This window comes from Novosphingobium ovatum, from assembly GCF_009909235.1.
Taxonomy (GTDB): Bacteria; Pseudomonadota; Alphaproteobacteria; order Sphingomonadales; family Sphingomonadaceae; genus Novosphingobium; species Novosphingobium ovatum.
Genome location: NZ_JAAAPO010000002.1, coordinates 721,889 through 738,611, shown reverse-complemented (window position 1 = coordinate 738,611; position 16,723 = coordinate 721,889). Strand labels below are relative to the sequence as shown.

Annotated in this window: 15 protein-coding genes, 1 tRNA gene and 1 pseudogene; 9 read left to right on the top strand and 8 right to left on the bottom strand. The window is 64.9% G+C overall.

The window, feature by feature from the left end:
- Positions 1-694 (bottom strand): annotated as a pseudogene (locus tag GTZ99_RS07575) (methyl-accepting chemotaxis protein); the annotation flags it as partial.
- 583 nt (positions 695-1,277) lie between these two features.
- Between GTZ99_RS07575 and ccmC the strand changes: the two are divergent.
- The 9 genes from ccmC (at position 1,278) to GTZ99_RS07535 (ending at position 9,163) form a co-directional block, all read left to right on the top strand.
- The gene (gene ccmC, locus GTZ99_RS07570) at positions 1,278-2,063 is read left to right on the top strand and encodes a heme ABC transporter permease CcmC (protein WP_161717717.1); all 786 of its coding nucleotides are present in this window, start codon (positions 1,278-1,280) and stop codon (positions 2,061-2,063) included.
- Positions 2,063-2,212, top strand: coding sequence for a hypothetical protein (locus GTZ99_RS16730; RefSeq protein ID WP_201742399.1), 150 nt, complete (start codon positions 2,063-2,065; stop codon positions 2,210-2,212). Before ccmC ends, GTZ99_RS16730 begins: the two co-directional genes overlap by 1 nt.
- Positions 2,212-2,661, top strand: coding sequence for a cytochrome c maturation protein CcmE (gene ccmE / locus GTZ99_RS07565; RefSeq protein WP_161717627.1), 450 nt, complete (start codon positions 2,212-2,214; stop codon positions 2,659-2,661). Before GTZ99_RS16730 ends, ccmE begins: the two co-directional genes overlap by 1 nt.
- A 12-nt stretch (positions 2,662-2,673) precedes the next feature.
- Positions 2,674-4,644, top strand: a complete 1,971-nt coding sequence (locus GTZ99_RS07560; RefSeq protein ID WP_161717626.1) for a heme lyase CcmF/NrfE family subunit — start codon at positions 2,674-2,676, stop codon at positions 4,642-4,644.
- Entirely contained in the window at positions 4,644-5,198 is a 555-nt protein-coding gene (locus GTZ99_RS07555) for a DsbE family thiol:disulfide interchange protein (RefSeq protein ID WP_161717625.1), read from the top strand. Before GTZ99_RS07560 ends, GTZ99_RS07555 begins: the two co-directional genes overlap by 1 nt.
- Before the next feature lie 74 nt (positions 5,199-5,272).
- Positions 5,273-5,635, top strand: coding sequence for a cytochrome c-type biogenesis protein (locus GTZ99_RS07550; RefSeq protein ID WP_161717716.1), 363 nt, complete (start codon positions 5,273-5,275; stop codon positions 5,633-5,635).
- Complete coding sequence (locus GTZ99_RS07545; RefSeq protein ID WP_161717624.1) at positions 5,632-6,324, top strand: tetratricopeptide repeat protein; 693 nt, start codon at positions 5,632-5,634, stop codon at positions 6,322-6,324. Before GTZ99_RS07550 ends, GTZ99_RS07545 begins: the two co-directional genes overlap by 4 nt.
- A 124-nt stretch (positions 6,325-6,448) precedes the next feature.
- Positions 6,449-8,404: a potassium transporter Kup gene (locus tag GTZ99_RS07540; RefSeq protein WP_161717623.1), complete on the top strand. Its 1,956-nt coding sequence runs from the start codon at positions 6,449-6,451 to the stop codon at positions 8,402-8,404.
- Positions 8,405-8,542: 138 nt separating this feature from the next.
- Positions 8,543-9,163, top strand: a complete 621-nt coding sequence (locus GTZ99_RS07535) for a superoxide dismutase (protein ID WP_161717622.1) — start codon at positions 8,543-8,545, stop codon at positions 9,161-9,163.
- An 89-nt stretch (positions 9,164-9,252) separates the two neighbouring features.
- Here GTZ99_RS07535 and GTZ99_RS07530 read toward each other — a convergent pair whose 3' ends face one another.
- The 7 genes from GTZ99_RS07530 to GTZ99_RS07500 all read right to left on the bottom strand — a co-directional run bounded on the left by GTZ99_RS07530 (position 9,253) and on the right by GTZ99_RS07500 (position 16,714).
- Positions 9,253-9,921 carry an inner membrane-spanning protein YciB gene (locus GTZ99_RS07530; protein WP_161717621.1) on the bottom strand — a complete coding sequence of 223 codons (669 nt, stop codon included), beginning with the start codon at positions 9,919-9,921 and terminating at the stop codon, positions 9,253-9,255.
- Complete coding sequence (gene ftsY, locus GTZ99_RS07525) at positions 9,921-10,856, bottom strand: signal recognition particle-docking protein FtsY (protein WP_161717620.1); 936 nt, start codon at positions 10,854-10,856, stop codon at positions 9,921-9,923. The genes GTZ99_RS07530 and ftsY overlap by 1 nt, the downstream gene beginning before the upstream one ends.
- Positions 10,853-12,055 (bottom strand): MiaB/RimO family radical SAM methylthiotransferase, encoded by a 1,203-nt coding sequence (locus tag GTZ99_RS07520; RefSeq protein WP_161717619.1) that lies wholly within the window; start codon positions 12,053-12,055, stop codon positions 10,853-10,855. The genes ftsY and GTZ99_RS07520 overlap by 4 nt, the downstream gene beginning before the upstream one ends.
- Complete coding sequence (gene dapF / locus GTZ99_RS07515) at positions 12,052-12,876, bottom strand: diaminopimelate epimerase (protein ID WP_161717618.1); 825 nt, start codon at positions 12,874-12,876, stop codon at positions 12,052-12,054. Before dapF ends, GTZ99_RS07520 begins: the two co-directional genes overlap by 4 nt.
- Positions 12,877-12,959: 83 nt before the next feature.
- Positions 12,960-14,687, bottom strand: a complete 1,728-nt coding sequence (locus GTZ99_RS07510; RefSeq protein WP_161717617.1) for a putative bifunctional diguanylate cyclase/phosphodiesterase — start codon at positions 14,685-14,687, stop codon at positions 12,960-12,962.
- Between the two features lie 205 nt (positions 14,688-14,892).
- Positions 14,893-14,969 (bottom strand) — tRNA-Pro (locus tag GTZ99_RS07505).
- Between the two features lie 206 nt (positions 14,970-15,175).
- A complete protein-coding gene (locus GTZ99_RS07500; RefSeq protein WP_161717616.1) occupies positions 15,176-16,714 on the bottom strand; it encodes a methyl-accepting chemotaxis protein in 1,539 nt (512 codons plus the stop codon).
- Positions 16,715-16,723 lie beyond the last annotated feature (9 nt).

The window sequence follows — 16,723 nt, the reverse complement described above, 5'->3', positions numbered from 1 at the left end:
CGTTGATGAAGGCCTTTTTGCCGGGGAACTGTTCCAGCGGGGCGTCGAAATCGCCTTCGCCAAACGCCTTGACGCAGGCCATGGCCTTTTTCTTCACCGCGATATGGCCGGCGACCATGTCATTGATGCCCTGCGCCACGGTGGCAAAATCGCCCTTGAACTTGTCGGCGCGGACGGCAACGTCAATGTCGCCCTTGTCGTGCTCGGCCGACATATAGTTCAATTCGCTGATCAACCCGCGCAGATTGGCGCGCAGTGTTTCGATGGTGTCGTTGATGAAGGCCTTTTTGCCGGGGAACTGTTCCAGCGGGGCGTCGAAATCGCCTTCGCCAAACGCCTTGACGCAGGCCATGGCCTTTTTCTTCACCGCGATATGGCCGGCGACCATGTCATTGATATCCTGCGCCATGACCGCATAAGCGCCTTGGAACAAGTGCGGCGGCATCACCACGTCGATATCGCCCTTGTCATGCTGGTCCGACATGATCCGCACCTGTTCGGCCATGGTGTTGACCGGCCGGGTGGCGCTGTCCAGCAACCGGTTGACCGCCGCCAAAATGGCCGCCGTTTGCGCATTGGCCCCGATCGCCTCGGCGCGCGCGCCCAGGTTGCCGTGCGTTACGGCGTTCTCCAGTCGTTCGATTTCCGCAATAACCACATCGGGCGAAACTCTGGAGAAGAGAGTGAAGGCCATGGCAAGTCTCCGGTTGTAATGCATTTTGACTTTGGTCGTTGCGATGTTGGTCTGTTGGCCAATCCATCGCAATCCGAATTTTGGAAAGGGGATCTCGTAAGAATACAGATTGTCGCCGAACGGCCATGATACGTTTACGTTGCTGCGCTTTCGTGCTCATGGGTGGCGGTGGCGCAAAGCATTACAGGATCATGTATTGTTTTCGGATGAGCGTTTTATACGGGAATGTCCGTAAATTTGCCCTTTGGTGCAATAAAGTTGGTGCCGCTCCTGAAAGGCATGGGGGGGCTGATCCAGCGGTGAAATGTGTGGTTGCGGCTTTGCGAAGTCCCGATCCGGCGGCTGCGCGTTGAACCGGATCGCTGAAAGGGCAAAGCTTGTACCGCGTCCGCCAGATCGCGGGTTGCTCTGGCCCGGCGGTGGGACGATTTGCCCCATGCGGTGGCGGGCTTTGCCCCGCGCTTTTCCTGATGCCCCCTTGCTAGGCGTGGCAACCCCTGTCAAAGCGTGTGGCATGTGGGCGGCGCGGTGCGCGCGGCGCCTGTGGATGCCTGAAAACAAGGTCGAAAAGTCGCGGTTCGCCATGCACGGTTTTGCCAATCCCGCTCGTTTCCTGCGTCTGGCCCGCTGGCTGACGCCGCTCTGTCTGTTCGGCGGTCTGGCTATGGCCGTGGTCGCCTGTGCATGGGGGGTGTTTTTTGCGCCCGCCGATGCGTTGCAGGGGGACACGGTCCGTATCGTCTATCTGCATGTGCCGACCGCGTGGTTGGGCATGGGCGGGTGGTCGACCATCGCCATCGCCAGTTTCTGCGAGATCGTCTGGCGGCACCCGTTGGCCGGCATTGCGGCGCGCGCGGCGGCGCTGCCGGGCGCGGTGTTCACGGCGGTGTGCCTGATCACCGGTTCGATCTGGGGGCGTCCGGCGTGGGGCGCATGGTGGGTGTGGGATGGGCGGTTGACCAGCATGTTGGTCCTGCTGTTCCTGTATTTTGGCTATATGGCGCTGGAGTCGGCGGCCCGCGGTCAGGCAGAGGCCGGGCAGGGGCAGTCGCGCATGGCCTCGATCTTTGGCCTGGTGGGTGCGGTGAACATTCCGATCATCCATTATTCGGTGCTGTGGTGGAACAGCCTGCACCAGCCGCCCAGCATCACCGCTGGCAAATCGGCGATGGCGTCTGAATTCCTGATCCCGCTGCTGATTGGCGTGGTGGGCTTTTCGTTGATTTTTGGCGGGGTGGTGCTGGCGCGGATGCGCGCCATTCTGGCCGACGCCCAGGCCGAGGCGCGCTTGCGCCGCAAGGCGATGGCGGCCCAGGCCCGCGCCCGCGCCGCCGCCGCGCCCAATCCGGACGATGAGGAGCTGTGGTAATGACCGAAAGCTTTGATCAATGGCAATTCGTCTGGGCCGCCTATGCGATAGGGGGCGGCGCGACACTGGCGATGGTGGTGTTCAGTTGGCTGGGAATGCAGCGGGCTGAGCGGCGCCGGGACTCCAGTCGGGACGGGGCGCAGGACTAATGGCAATCAAGGCAAAGCATCAGCGGCTGGTACTGGTCGGCGTGGCGGTGGTGGCGCTGATCGGCGCGGCGCTGCTGGCGATCTGGGGGCTGCGCAATCAGGCGTCCTATTTCTATGTGCCGACCGACATTCTGGCCAAGCCGCCAGAGGCCGATCGCGGCGTCCGTCTGGGCGGCATGGTGGCGCGCGGCAGCATGAAAACGGCCGAGGATGGGGTGACGGTCAACTTTGTCGTCACCGATGGCAAGGCCAGCGTGCCGGTGCGTTTTGCCGGGATCCGTCCGGCGCTGTTTGTCGAAGGGTCGGGCGTGGTGGCCGAAGGGCGTTTCCAGAACGGCACCTTTGTGGCTGACAATCTGTTGGCCAAGCATGACGAGAAATATGTGCCGCGCGAGATGCAGCACATGACCGCCGAACAGGCCCGTCAAACGGTCGCAGAAACCCAATAAGGAGCAGCGCGCGTGCTGGCGGAAATCGGCCTTGGGGCCTTGTGGCTGGCGGCGTCGCTGGCGGGTTTGCAATTGCTGGCGGGCAGTTTTGGCCTGACCAAGGGGGGCGAGGGGCTGGCCGGCATCGTGCGCCCTGTGGCGATCATGCAGGGCGTGTTGGTCGCGCTGGCGTTTGCCGCGCTGATCATGGTTTTCGTCACCACCGATCTGTCGGTCAAACTGGTCGCGGAAAACAGCCATTCGGCCAAGCCGCTGATCTACAAGATCGCGGGCGCCTGGGGCAACCACGAAGGCTCGATGCTGTTGTGGGTGACGGTGATGGGGCTGGCTGGCGCATTTGTCGCCTTGGTTGAGCGCCGCTTGCCCGAAAACACCATGCTGGCGACGCTGGCCGGGCAGGCCTTTGTCAGCCTTGGGTTTTATGCGTTTCTGCTGTTCGCCTCAAACCCGTTTGTGCGGATGTCGCCGGTGCCGGACGAAGGCGCTGGCCTGAACCCGCTGTTGCAGGATCCGGGCCTCGCGTTCCATCCGCCCACGCTCTATGTCGGCTATGTCGGCCTGTCGATTGCCTTCAGCTTTGCCATTGGCGCGCTGGTGACGCGGCAGGTGGGGCCCGATTTCGCCCGCGCGATGCGCCCATGGGTGCTGGGCGCGTGGGTGTTCCTGACGATGGGGATCACGGCGGGCTCCTATTGGGCCTATTATGTGCTGGGCTGGGGCGGCTGGTGGTTTTGGGACCCGGTCGAGAATGCCAGCCTGATGCCGTGGCTGGCCGCGACCGCCCTGCTGCACAGTTGCGGCGTGCTGGCGGCGCGCAATGCGCTGCGGGCGTGGACGGTGATGCTGGGCGTGGTCGCGTTCAGCATGTCGATGGTTGGCACATTCCTTGTGCGCTCGGGCATCCTGACCAGCGTCCATGCCTTTGCCGTCGATCCCAAACGGGGCAGCTTCATCCTGATCCTGCTGGCGATCTATATCGGCGGGGCGCTGACGCTGTTCGCGCTGCGGGCGGCCACTGTGACCGAAGGCGAACGCTTTGCCATCACCAGCCGCGAGGGCGCGCTGGTGTTCAACAATGTCATGCTCTCGTCCATTCTGGGCATCACTCTGCTGGGCACGCTCTACCCGCTGGTGACCGAGGCGATGGGCCTGAAGGTGTCGGTCGGACCGCCCTATTTCAACCCCACCAGTGCGCTGTTCGCCATGCCGATGTTTGTCGTGCTGATGGTGGGGCCACTGTTGCGCTGGCGGCGCGACCGGATGGCGCGCGTGGGCTGGGTGGTGGCATTGCCGCTGGGGCTGACGCTGGCCGGGGTGGTGGTGGGCTATGCCATGGGTGTGCGCCATGTGCTGCCGCTGTTGGCGCTGGCCATTGCGCCCGGTGTGGTGGTGGCCAGTGTGCTGCCGCTGCGGGGACGCAACCTTTTGCGTGCGCCCTTGTCGCTGTGGGGCATGGTGGTGGCGCATCTGGGGCTGGGCGTGGCTTTGTTCGGCATGGGCTGCGACAGCGCCTTTACCGCCGAGCGTCTGGTCGCGCTGCGCGTGGGCGAACAATCGCAGGTTGGCCCGTGGAGCGTGCGTCTGGACAGCGTGTCGCCGGTTGCCGGACCCAATTGGACGGCGATGGAGGGCGTGCTCAAGGTGCGGTATGCCAATGGGGCCGCGCAGACGATCACGCCCCATTCGCGCAGTTTCTGGGTGCCGCCGCAGACGATGGCGGTGTCCGCTTTGCTGACGCGGTGGAACGGGCAACTCTACACCGTGCTGGGCGAGGAAACCGACGGCAAGGTGGGCACTGGCCGCTGGCAGTTGCGCCTGTGGTGGAAGCCGTTTGTGCCGATGATCTGGCTGGGCGGGTTGCTGGTGGCGCTGGGTGGCGCGCTGGCTTTGCTCAGCCGCGTGATGCAGGACCTGAAACGCCGCACCGCCCGCACCAAGGGCGATGAACGCCGCGCCCGCGTGGCCCAATTGGAGCAGGCATGATGGCAGGGGATGAAAAACCACGCGCGCCGCGCTGGACGCTGTGGTTGCCGCTGGCGCTGTTTGGGCTGTTTGTGGTGCTGGTGGTTGTGGGCCTTGTCCGGCCCAAGGACACGACCATCGAAAGCCATATGATCGGCAAGCCCTTGCCCGTGTTTGCCCTGCGCGCGGCGGCTGATGGCCGGCCCGGCGTTGCCACCACCGATCTGGCCACGGGCAAGCCGCAATTGCTGAACATCTTTGCCAGTTGGTGCATCCCCTGCCGCGCCGAAGCGCCAGTGCTGGGCGAACTGGCGGCCAAGGGCGTTGTGATCAACGGCATCGCCATCCGCGACCGCCGCGAGGACCTGGCCACGTTCCTCAAGGATCTGGGCAATCCCTATCAGCGTATCGGCGCGGATGACGTGTCGTCGGTCCAGTTGGCGATTGGCAGCGCGGGCGTGCCTGAAACCTTTGTCATCGATGGCAAGGGGGTGATCCGTTACCAGCACATCGGCGACATCCGCCCCGACCAGATCCCGCTGATCCTGCAAAAGCTGAAGGAGGCGGAACAGTGATCCGCAAGACGGTTCTGGTGCTGGCGAGTGCCGGTCTGCTGGCGGTTGGCACACCGCTGTGGGCGGATGATTCGATGCCGCCCGCGCCCTATGCCTGGCGCCAATTGGAAGACCCGGCCAAGGAGGCCAAGGCGCGCGACCTGATGGCAACGCTGCGCTGTCTGGTGTGTCAAAGCCAGTCGATCCTGGATTCCGACGCGCAGATCGCGGGGGACATGCGCTCTCAGGTACGCGAACGCATCGCCGCGGGCGAAGACCCCGAGGCGATCCGCCAATGGCTGATCCAGCGCTATGGCGACTATGTCAGCTATGAGCCGACGCTGTCGGCCAGCACATGGCCGCTGTTTGCCGCGCCGGCCGCGCTGATGCTGTTGGCGGTGGTGTTGCTGCGGCGGCGGTTTACCGGCGGCAGCGCCGGGCAGGGAGAAAACGCATGACCTGGCTGGTCATTCTGGCTTTGGCGGTGGTGGTGCTGGCGGCGCTGAAATGGCCGTTGCGCATGCCGCGCGATGGGCGCGAGGCGGTGATCGGGGCGATCCTGATCGCGCTGGCCGGCTATGCGGTGCAGGGTTCGCCCAGTGTCCCCGCCGCGCCCAAGGCGGCCGCCACGCCCGATCATCGCATTGGTTCGGTGATGGTGGACGTGCGGCAAAAGATGTCGGGCGTCGATCCCACCCGCAACAAGTGGCAGGTGGTGGCCGATGCCTTGATGCGCGGTGGTGACTATGCCGGCGCGGCGGGCATGTTGCGCGGCGCGGTCGAGGCTGATCCCCGCAACGGCGAGGCGTGGCTGTCGCTGGCCAATGCCCTGACGCAGCACGCCGACGGGACGCTGACGCCGCCCGCGCTGTATGCCTATCGTCAGGCGATGCAGATTGATCCGGAGGCCCCCGGCGCGCCGTTCTTTCTGGGCATGGCATTGGCGCAGCAGGGCAAGTTTGACGAGGCGCGCGCGATGTGGGGCGATGTGCTGGCCAAGGCGCCCGCCGATGCCCCTTGGCGCAAGGACATGGAGCAGCGCGTGGCCCAACTGGACCTGCTGCTTTCGCGGATCAGGGCGGCGCAGCAGGGGCAGGGGGCGCCGTCCGGTTCCGCTGTCCCGGCGATGCCAGCGGTCCGGCCATGAATTCGATGGAGCCATGGCGTGACAAGGCTCGCACCATGGCTTGTTGCAGCGCGACAGGGGCCCTGCTAAGCGCGCTTGCCGTCGATCAGACGGCGACTCAGGGGCCAACGGGGATGCGGTCAGCATGAGCGAAGCGGTTGAAGGCAATGGGGCGGCCTGCGTGGAAGCTTCGAAGGGGGCCGGCGACCATGCCGTCCATGACAGCGGCCACAGTGGCGGGCACGCCCATCACGGTAGCCTGACCGCGCTGGCGGTGGGGGCGATTGGCGTCGTTTTCGGCGACATCGGCACCAGTCCGCTATACGCGATGCGCGACACATTTGCCGGGCATCATCCGCTGCCGCTGGATGAATTGCACATCTTTGGCATTATCAGCCTGATGTTCTGGTCGATGATGCTGATCGTGACGGTCAAATATGTCACCATCATCATGCGCGCCGACAACCGGGGCGAGGGCGGGTCGCTGGCGCTGTTGGCGCTGGTCAACCAGCACATTTCGGGCAAGCGCTGGTCGGCGGGGATCGTCCTGCTGGGGGTGTTTGCCACATCGCTGTTCTATGGCGACAGCATGATCACTCCGGCCGTTTCGGTGCTGGGCGCGATCGAGGGTCTGGCCGTGTTCGAGCCACAACTGGAACGCGCGGTCGTGCCGATGGTGGTGGCCATTCTGGTCGGCCTGTTCTTTATCCAAAAGCGCGGGACGGCCAAGGTCGCGGCGTTCTTTGGCCCGATCATGCTGTTGTATTTCGGCGTGATTGCCGTGCTGGGCGGGATCAGCATCGCCCAATATCCGCAGGTGATCGGCGCACTTAGCCCCCATCACGCGGTGTCGATGTTCCTGGCCGATCCGTTCCGTGGATTTCTGGCGATGGGCGCGGCCGTGCTGGCCGTCACCGGTGCCGAGGCATTGTATGCCGACATGGGTCATTTCGGCCGTCCGCCGATCCGCCTGTCATGGCTGGCGGTGGTGCTGCCTGCGCTGGTGTTGAACTATCTGGGGCAGGCCTCGTTGCTGCTGCGCAATCCGGCGGCACTGGAAAGCCCGTTCTATCTTCTGGCGCCCGAATGGTTTCAGTGGCCGATGCTGGTCATCGCGGCGGCTGCCGCCGTCATCGCCAGCCAGGCGGTGATCACCGGCGCGTTCTCTGTCACGCAACAGGCGATCCAGCTGGGCTTTATCCCGCGCATGTCGATCAAATACACCAGCCTGAACGCCGGGCAGATCTATATCCCGGTGATCAACTGGGCGCTGATGATCGCGGTGATCCTGCTGGTGCTGGTGTTCCAGCGTTCGTCCAACCTGACGGCGGCCTATGGCATCGCGGTCACGGGGGCGATGATGATCGACAACTTCCTGCTGGCGGTGATGCTGTTCATCGTCTGGCGCTGGAACAAGTGGCTGTCGGTGCCATTGCTGGTGGCCTTTACCGCGCTGGATCTGGGCTATCTGTCGGCCAATCTGACCAAGATCCCCGATGGTGGCTGGGTGCCGCTGGTGATGGGCCTGTCGATCTTTACGCTGCTGACGACCTGGTCAAAGGGCCGCGCGCTGATGCGGCAGAACATGGCCGAAGGCTCGATCCCGTTTGAACTGTTCGCCAAAAGCGCCCATTCCAGCGCCACCCGCGTGCCGGGCACGGCGATCTTCATGGCCTCGACGTTTGAGGGCGTGCCTTCGGCGCTGCTGCACAACATCAAGCACAACAAGGTGCTGCATGAACGTGTCATCGTGCTGACGGTGGCCATTCAGGACGTGCCGCATGTGGACGAGGCCGAGCGCGCCACGGTGCGTGATTATGGCGGCGGGTTCTATCAGGTGGTGCTGCGCTTTGGCTTCCTGGAGGAAACGGATGTCCCCGCCACGCTGAAATGCGTGATGGTGGGCGATCAGTCGTTCGACATGATGAAGACCAGCTTCTTCCTCTCGCGCCAGACGCTGATCGCCTCGTCCAAGCCGGGCATGGCCATCTGGCGGGAAAAGCTGTTCGCGTGGATGATGCGCAACGCGGCCAGCGCGATGGAATTCTTCCGTCTGCCCGTCAACCGGGTGGTGGAACTGGGCAGCCAGGTCGAGATTTGATCCAGGCGGGGGCGGATGGCTTTGCTATGCGGCCCCGCAATTTTTCTGCCCTGCCGCTCTGGCCGATCTGTGCTGGAATGCCCATATAGCTGCCGTTCATCCCCGCATGGGGGATCACGATAAAAGTGGAGAAATACCATGGCCTTTGTTCTTCCCGCTCTGCCTTATGCCAAGGACGCCTTTGGCTCGGTCCTGACTGCCGAGACGTTTGATTATCACCATGGCAAGCATCACAACGCCTATGTCACCCAGGCCAACGACCAGGTGAAGGGCACCGAGCTGGAAGGTAAGAGCCTGCTGGACGTCATCGCCGCCGCCAAGGCGAGCGGCAACAAGAAGCTGTTCAACGCTTCGGCCCAGATCTGGAACCACACCTTCTACTGGTTGGGCCTGTCGCCGGAAAAGACCGCGCCTTCGGCCGCGCTGCTGGCCAAGATTGACGCCGATCTGGGCGGGTTGGACGCGTTCAAGGCCGCTATCAAGGCCGAGAGCGCTGGCCACTTTGCGAGCGGTTGGGGCTGGCTGGTGCTGGAAGACGGCAAGCTGAAGGTGACCTCGTACCACGACGCCGACACCCCCGTGGCCTATGAAGGCGTGAAGCCGCTGTTCACGCTGGACGTCTGGGAGCACGCCTATTACGTCGACTATCGCAACCTGCGCCCCAACTACCTCGACGCGCTGCTGGACCACGTGAACTGGGCCTTCGTCGAAGCGAACCTGGACGGCGAGGGCGCCGCTCGCGCCGATCAGCAGGGCTGATCCCGCCCGCCGGTCACGCATCGGCAGGACACATAAAAAAACCCCGGTCCCATTGGGCCGGGGTTTTTTGTGTGCCGAGGTGGGTGAGTTTATTGGGCGCTCTCGTCAGAGGCCTCCGCGCCCAGACCCTGCTTCATCAAATAGGGCATATGGGCAAAGGTGAAGAGGAACGACATCGGCATGAACACCCACAGCTTGGCCGCGATCCATACGTCCAGATGGCCGTTGGCCTGATTGTACAGCGCGCGCAGCACTTCGTTCAGGGCGGCCATGAACAGGAAATACCAGCCCCAATTGCGCGACAGCACCATCCAGCCCCGGTCGGACAGGCCGACAAAGGCGTCCTCCATCAGGATTTTCAGCAAGGCCGTGCCGCGCCACCAACCAACCAGCAGCGTGCCGCCCAGCAACAGATAGATCGCCGTCGGCTTGATCTGCACCCACACCGCGTCATGCAGCAGGATCGTCAGCCCGCCAAAGAACACCACCAGCAGCGTCGACAGCCACAGCATCGGCGCGATCTTGCCCAGCTTCCACTTGGACACCACCAGCGCGATCAGTGTGGCCGCGATGAACACGCCGGTACTTTTGGTGACGGCCAGCATTTCGCCCACCCCCAGCGCGTCGGCGGCATCTTTGGCCGGGCGCAACAGGCGATAGCTGAGGAAAAAGGCCAGCATCGGGCCATAATCAACCGCGATCTTCACCCAGCCGGTGGACTTGGGCTTTTGCGGGGCGGCGGGGGCAGTGTCGCTCATCACGCCACCCCCGCGATCACGCGCGCCACCAGATCGGGATCGAACGGGCGCAGGTCATCAATGGTTTCGCCCACGCCAATGGCATGGATCGGCAGGCCATATTGTTCGGCCGCCGCCACCAGAACGCCGCCGCGCGCCGTGCCGTCCAGCTTGGTCATCACCAGGCCGGTGACGCCCGCCACTTCCTTGAACACCTCGATCTGCGACAGGGCGTTCTGCCCATTGGTCGCGTCCAGCACCAGCACGACATCATGCGGTGCTTCCGGGTTCAACCGGCCCAGCACACGGCGGATCTTGGCCAGCTCGTCCATCAGCTCGCGCTTGTTCTGCAACCGGCCCGCCGTGTCGACGATCAGCGCGTCTGTGCCGCGATCGGTCGCCGCCTTGACCGCGTCAAACACCACGCTGGCCGGGTCGCCGCCTTCGGGGCCCTTGACGATGGGCACGCCCAGACGGTCGGCCCACACGCCCAACTGGCCGATGGCCGCCGCGCGGAACGTGTCGCCCGCCGCCAGCATCACCGCATAGTCCTCCTCCTGAAACAGGTGGGCCAGTTTGGCGATGGTGGTGGTTTTGCCCGATCCGTTGACGCCGATCACCAGCACCACATGCGGGCGCGGGAAAGCGGTGACTTCCAGCGGCTTGGCCACGGGGCGCAGGATCGCGGCGATTTCCTCGGCCACGGCGGCCTTGATCGAGACATCGTTGATGCCCGCGTCAAACCGCACCTCGGCCAGACGGTCGCGGATGCGCGCGGCGGCGCGCGGGCCAAGGTCGGACAGGATCAGCGCATCCTCGATCACGTCCAGCTGTTCGGGCGACAGGCGCGCGCCGCCCACGATGCCCGTCAGATTGCCTGACAGCTTCTCGGTGGTGCGGGCCAACCCGCCCAGAACGCGCTCGCTCCAGCTGGAGGTGGGAGTGGTATCAGTCATGCCAGCAGGCCTTCGCAAATCCGGGTGGGTGTCAGTTCGATCAATCGCCCCGCCGCCACGCCGTCAGGCAGGGCAAAACGGGCAAAATTGGGTGCATGGCCGGTGCCATCCCTTTCGGCCAGTACCATGTGCGGCGTGCCGATCAAGCGTTCCAGCCAGACCGCGCGCTGTGTGGCAACCGCGGCGCGGCAATCGGCGGCGCGGGCCAGTGCCGTGGCGCGTGGCACCTGTGGCATACGCGCGGCGGGCGTGCCGGGGCGCGGGGAATAGGGAAAGATGTGGCCGTGGACAATGTCGAGTTCGGCAATGATCGACAGGTTGGCGGCGTGGGCGGCCTCGTCCTCGGTCGGGAAGCCCGCGATCAGGTCCGCGCCAATGGCGATGCCGGGCCGGCGGGCGCGCAGCCGGGCCACCAGATCCAGCGCATCTGCGCGGGCATGGCGGCGCTTCATGCGCTTCAACATCAGGTCATCGCCATGCTGCAATGACAGGTGCAGATGCGGCATCACCCGCGCCTCGTCCGAGATCAGGTCGAACAACAGCGGGTCAATCTCGATCCCGTCGACCGAGGACAGGCGCAAACGCGGCAGATCGGGCACGCCACGCAAAATCGCCGCCACCAGATCGCCCAGCCGCAGCGCGGGCGTCAGGTCATGCCCCCAACTGGTCAGGTCGACGCCCGTCAGCACCACTTCGGCCACGCCGCCATCGCGCAGGGCGCGAATTTCGGCCAAGACATCGGGGATGGCGCGCGACCGGCTGGGGCCGCGCCCCTGTGGGATGACGCAAAAGGTACAGGCGTGGTCACACCCGTTCTGCACCGCGACAAAGGCCCGCGTATGGCCCAGCGGCGGGGCAGGGGCCACTGTGGCGGCGGGCAGGTTCCACGCGCGCGGGTCCAGCTTGGCCGCGTTGGGGATCAACCCGTCAACCTCGGCCATCGCGCCCAATGCCTCGCGCTCGATCTCGGCGGCGCAACCTGTCACCAACAGGCGCGCGTCGGGCCGGGCCCGGCGGGCACGGCGTATGGCCTGACGCGTTTGGCGCAAAGCTTCGGCCGTCACTGCACAGGAGTTGATCACCACGACATCGCCGCCATCGCCCGCGGCCAGCATGGCGCGCATCGCCTCGCTCTCCGACAGGTTCAGCCGGCAGCCCAGCGAGATCACCTCGACTCCAGAGCGAGGCTCAGACGTCATTGATAGTCGGACAGCTCGAACGTGCCGCGAAAGGCCTCGGTCGCGGGGCCGGTCATGGTGATGCGGCCCGGCGCGCCGGGCGCGTCCGCGCTCCAGTCGATGACCAAGGGGCCGCCCGGCAGGTGCACGGTGACGCGCCGATCCACCAGCCCGCGCCGCATCGCGCCAATGGCGGTGGCACAGGCCCCCGTGCCACAGGCCCGCGTCAGCCCCGCGCCACGCTCCCACACGCGCAGGCGGATGTTCTGGCGGTCGAGGATGGTGGCCACATTCACATTGATGCGGGCGGGGAACAGCGGGTCGGTCTCGATGATGGGGCCAAGACGGGCCAGATCCTCGGCATCGGTGTCGCGCACGAAAAAGATCACATGCGGATTGCCGACATTGACGGCGGTGGGCGCGTCCAGATGCTCCCAGCCCACCGGCATGGTCAGCGTGTCCATCGCATAGGCCAGCGGGATCACCTCCCAGTCAAAGCGCGGCACGCCCATGTCCACCGCGATACCATCGGCGGTGGGGGTGGATTGCAACAGCCCGCCCAGCGTCAGGATCGTTGCCGGCGCGCCATGCAGCAGGCCCACGGCGCGGGTGGCATTGCCACAGGCCTCGACCTCGCTGCCGTCAGCGTTGAAGATCTGCATACGGAAATCCGCGCCTTCGCAGGGCGACAGGCGGATCAATTGATCGCAGCCGATGCCGGTGTGACGATCGGCCAGCGCCGCGGCGAGGGCGGCATCGACATCAGGCACCGCATCGACGCGCCCATCCAGCACGACGAAATCATTGCCCAGCCCATGCATCTTGACGAAAGGAATACGCATAACAGCGGCGATCTATGCCCGACATGCCCCGCCGTCCAGCCCCGCACCGGTGCAAATGCGGCGCGGGGGTGAAAAAAACCGGCTCAGGCGCTGCGGCGCTGCGGTGTTGCAGCGGGTTCGGGCGCAATCGCGGGGGCAGGGGCGTCAGGCGCCTCACCTTGCGCGGCCAGATGGGTGTCGCCATGGGCGGCCACCAGCAAGCCTTGCGCCGCCAACAGGTCGCGCGTTTTGGCCGCATCGACCGGCCGGCCAAAGTGATAGCCCTGAGCGCGGAACGAACCGATCTGGGCCAGCTGTGCCAGCACAGCCTCGTCCTCGACGCCCTCGGCGGTGATCGGCATGCCAAGGCCAGCGCCCAGCGCGGCAATGGTGCTGACGATCGTCTGGCTGTCATCATCGCGGGGCAGGGCGGTGACGAAACTGCGGTCGATCTTGATCCGGTCAAACGGCAGCTTGCGCAATTGCGAGAGCGAGGAATAGCCCGTGCCGAAGTCATCCAGACTGACGCTGATGCCCTGGTTCTTCAGGCTGGTGATCAGCGTGGACACCATCGCGACATTCTGGTGCAGGCAGGTCTCGGTGATCTCGATCTCCAAGCGGTTGGCCGGGAAGGTCGAGGCGGTCAGCAATTTCAGCAATTTCTGCGCAAACCATGGGTCGCGCAATTGCACCGGCGAAATGTTGACCGACAGCGTTAGCGAGGGATCCCATCCACGGGCATCCTCCAGCGCGCGGGCGATCAGCCCTTCGGACAGTTCGGCAATGACGCCGATTTCCTCGGCGATGGGGATGAAGGCATCGGGTTCCACCACGCCGAACACCGGCGAATGCCACCGCGCCAGCATCTCAAAGCCCAGCACGCGGCCCGTGCCCATGTCGACCTGCGGCTGATAATAGGGCACGAATTCGCCGCGCGCGATGCCTTGGCGCACGCCCACTTCCATCTCGCTGCGGTAACGCAGTTCCGATTCCATGGCGTTTTCAAACCAGAAATAGCGATTCCGGCCCTGTTTCTTGGCATTATACATGGCGATGTCGGCCATGTGCAGCAGGCCCGCCGCGTCGGCCGGGCCGGTGCCCAGACGGTTCTGCCGGTCCGACCGGGTGATGCCGACTGATGCCGTCACCTCGCCGTTAAAGTCATCGACGGTGATCGGCGCGGCGATCAGATCGATGATCTGACCCGCGACATGGTCGATCCGTTCGGGCGCATGGGTGGCAAAGGGGATGACGCAGGCGAACTCGTCCCCGCCCAGCCGCGCCATCAGCGCTTCTTCGGGAAGAGCGGCGCGGATGCGGCGGGCGCATTCCACCAGAATGCGATCGCCCACGGCATGGCCGTTGAAATCGTTGATCTGTTTGAAATGGTCGATGTCGATCATGACAAAGGCGGCCACTTCGCCGCGCGCCGCACAGGCCGTGATCAGCGCGTCGGTGGCCGGGCCGATGCTGCGCCGGTTCAGCGCGCCGGTCATGGGGTCGGTTTCGGCCAATTGACGGGCGCGGGCTTCGGCGCTGCGGCGCTGGCGCACCTCGATGCACAACTCGTCATAGCGCCGCCAGCCAAAGATCACCAAGGCCACATTCAGCAGCAGCGCGTTGGTCAGCAGCAGATCGGGGCCCAGCCCGATCCCCTTGATCTGATGGATCACCTGCGTCAGCGCGGACGAGCTGGTGCCGACAAACAGCACCGTCGCGGTGATCGCGATGCCCAGTGCCAGCAGGTCACGCTCGGCCTTACCAAAGCGGTTGGTCGGTTGGGTCTGGGCAGGCGCCGGGTCCGCGCTGCTGTTGTCGTCTGTTCCGGGCAAGTCGCAATTCCCCCATGGCAGTTGGCCAAGGATGTATGCGGTTGTTCTGAAGTTCTGGTTAAGTTTGGCCAAACATCGGCAAGGGATTGCCGGATTGTTGCCGCCCGGTTGCGTAATGGGGCGGGGGGTGGTGTCCGGCGGGCAACAAAAAAGCCGACCCGAAGGCCGGCTTTGCTGCTTTCCACTTGGTCTCCCAAGGGAAAAATGGTCGGGGAAAGAGGATTCGAACCTCCGGCCCCTGCCTCCCGAAGACAGTGCTCTACCAGGCTGAGCTATTCCCCGACCGGAGCGGTGAGGGGCGTTTCCGTCCATCGCCGCAGGGCAGGAGCGCGCCTATAAGGGGGGTTTGCAAAAGTGGCAAGCGCCTTTCGCAAGATTTTTACCCACCCCGCCCGAATTTCACCCCAAAGCCGCAGAAACAAGGGATTCCAGCGATTTAAAAAAAGCGTCGGGGCCTTGGCGCTGGGCCCACCCCGACGGGTTGTTCCTTAGGCGGCGCGGGAGATGCCGCCCATTTTCCCGGATTCGATCTGGCGCATGCTGCGGCGGAACCGGCTGACGACCTGCATCAGCGTGTTCGTCTCGTTGGCCAAGGCGCCCAGCGCGGCGGTCGATTCCTCGACCATGGCGGCGTTTTGCTGGGTCGACTGGTCCAGCGTGCCAAAGGTCTCGTTCACCCGGCGCAGGTCGGCCGCGTTGCCGGTGGCGGCCTGGGCGATGCCATCGACCGCCATGCCGATCTGCACCACCTGTTCCATTATGCCACGCAGCGCCTCGCCGGTCTGCATCACCTGCGTCACGCCTTCGGCCACCTGAGTGGTCGATGTGTCGATCAAGGCCTTGATGCTGTTGGCCGCGTCCGCGCTGCGCTGGGCCAGCGCGCGCACTTCGGTGGCCACCACGGCAAAGCCCTTGCCCGATTCGCCCGCGCGTGCCGCCTCGACACCCGCGTTCAGCGCCAGCAGGTTGGTCTGGAAGGCGATGCCGTCGATCAGGCTGATGATCTGGCGGATCTCGTTGGCGGAGCGTTCGACCAGTTCCATCGTCGCCATGGCGCGCCCCACGACCTCCTCGCCCTCGGTGGCCGAGCGCTGGGCGCTGGCCAGGGCGTCATTGACGCTGGCGGCATTCTGGGCGGTTTCGGTGGCGATGGCGACCAGACGGTGCATCGTGCTGTTGGCCTGTTCGACGCTGGCGGCCTGCTGCTCGGTGCGCCGGGCCAGATCATCCGATGCCACGCGGATTTCCGAAGCGCCCGACTGGATATGCTGCGAGGCTTCGGCCACATTGCCGACCATTGCCTCCAGATCCTCGACCGTGCGGTTGAAATCGCTGCGCAGCCCTTCGAAATTGGCGGGGAAGCAAGTGTGGATGCGGTGCGACAGATTGCCTTGCGACAATTCCCGCAGCGCCTCGCCGATCTGGTTGACCACCGCCTGTTGCTCGGCCTCGCGGGCGTCGCGGTCGGCTTCGGCCTGCGCGCGCAACAATGCCTTTTCGGCCTCGGCCTCGGCCTGTTCGATCATGCCTCGCTCCATCCGGTTGGCCAGCGCCACCAGCACCGCCGTTTCGGCAATCACCACCACCGCATGCAGCACCACCCGGCCCAGATCGCCCGTTGCGCCAAACACCATGCTGGGCGCGGCAAAGTTGAGCACCAGATGATGCACCGCTGTCACGCCCGCTCCGGCGATGATCGGGCGCCAATCGGCCAGAATGGCCAGCATCGCGATCACGGCAAAAAAGGACATGTGCAGGTCGATCATCCACGTGCTGCCGCTCCATTGGTACAGCAACAGCGCGGGATACAGCGGCAGTGTGGCGCCCATGGTCAGGCGTGCGGCGGCATCGGTGCGCCCGCCGCTGACCATCATGGTCGGCACCGCGGTCAGCCCCAGCGCCAGCAACAGCGGCACATAGCCGGTGGTGGCAAAAGCGGTGCCACCGGCGATGAGCAGCACTCCAAGCCAGCACATGCCGACCAGAGCGCGCATCCCCAGATGCCGAAGGTTGTCGATTTCATCCATGTTCTGACC

What these genes read in the sequence shown, in the direction of transcription:
- GTZ99_RS07545 (WP_161717624.1), top strand. Translation starts at nt 5,632, where the DNA reads ATGACCTGGCTGGTCATTCTGGCTTTGGCGGTGGTGGTGCTGGCGGCG.
- dapF (WP_161717618.1), bottom strand. Translation starts at nt 12,876, where the DNA reads ATGCGTATTCCTTTCGTCAAGATGCATGGGCTGGGCAATGATTTCGTC.
- ccmE (WP_161717627.1), top strand. Translation starts at nt 2,212, where the DNA reads ATGGCAATCAAGGCAAAGCATCAGCGGCTGGTACTGGTCGGCGTGGCG.
- GTZ99_RS07530 (WP_161717621.1), bottom strand. Translation starts at nt 9,921, where the DNA reads ATGAGCGACACTGCCCCCGCCGCCCCGCAAAAGCCCAAGTCCACCGGC.
- GTZ99_RS07520 (WP_161717619.1), bottom strand. Translation starts at nt 12,055, where the DNA reads ATGACGTCTGAGCCTCGCTCTGGAGTCGAGGTGATCTCGCTGGGCTGC.
- GTZ99_RS16730 (WP_201742399.1), top strand. Translation starts at nt 2,063, where the DNA reads ATGACCGAAAGCTTTGATCAATGGCAATTCGTCTGGGCCGCCTATGCG.
- GTZ99_RS07535 (WP_161717622.1), top strand. Translation starts at nt 8,543, where the DNA reads ATGGCCTTTGTTCTTCCCGCTCTGCCTTATGCCAAGGACGCCTTTGGC.
- GTZ99_RS07500 (WP_161717616.1), bottom strand. Translation starts at nt 16,714, where the DNA reads ATGGATGAAATCGACAACCTTCGGCATCTGGGGATGCGCGCTCTGGTC.
- ftsY (WP_161717620.1), bottom strand. Translation starts at nt 10,856, where the DNA reads ATGACTGATACCACTCCCACCTCCAGCTGGAGCGAGCGCGTTCTGGGC.
- ccmC (WP_161717717.1), top strand. Translation starts at nt 1,278, where the DNA reads ATGCACGGTTTTGCCAATCCCGCTCGTTTCCTGCGTCTGGCCCGCTGG.
- GTZ99_RS07550 (WP_161717716.1), top strand. Translation starts at nt 5,273, where the DNA reads ATGCCGCCCGCGCCCTATGCCTGGCGCCAATTGGAAGACCCGGCCAAG.
- GTZ99_RS07555 (WP_161717625.1), top strand. Translation starts at nt 4,644, where the DNA reads ATGGCAGGGGATGAAAAACCACGCGCGCCGCGCTGGACGCTGTGGTTG.
- GTZ99_RS07540 (WP_161717623.1), top strand. Translation starts at nt 6,449, where the DNA reads ATGAGCGAAGCGGTTGAAGGCAATGGGGCGGCCTGCGTGGAAGCTTCG.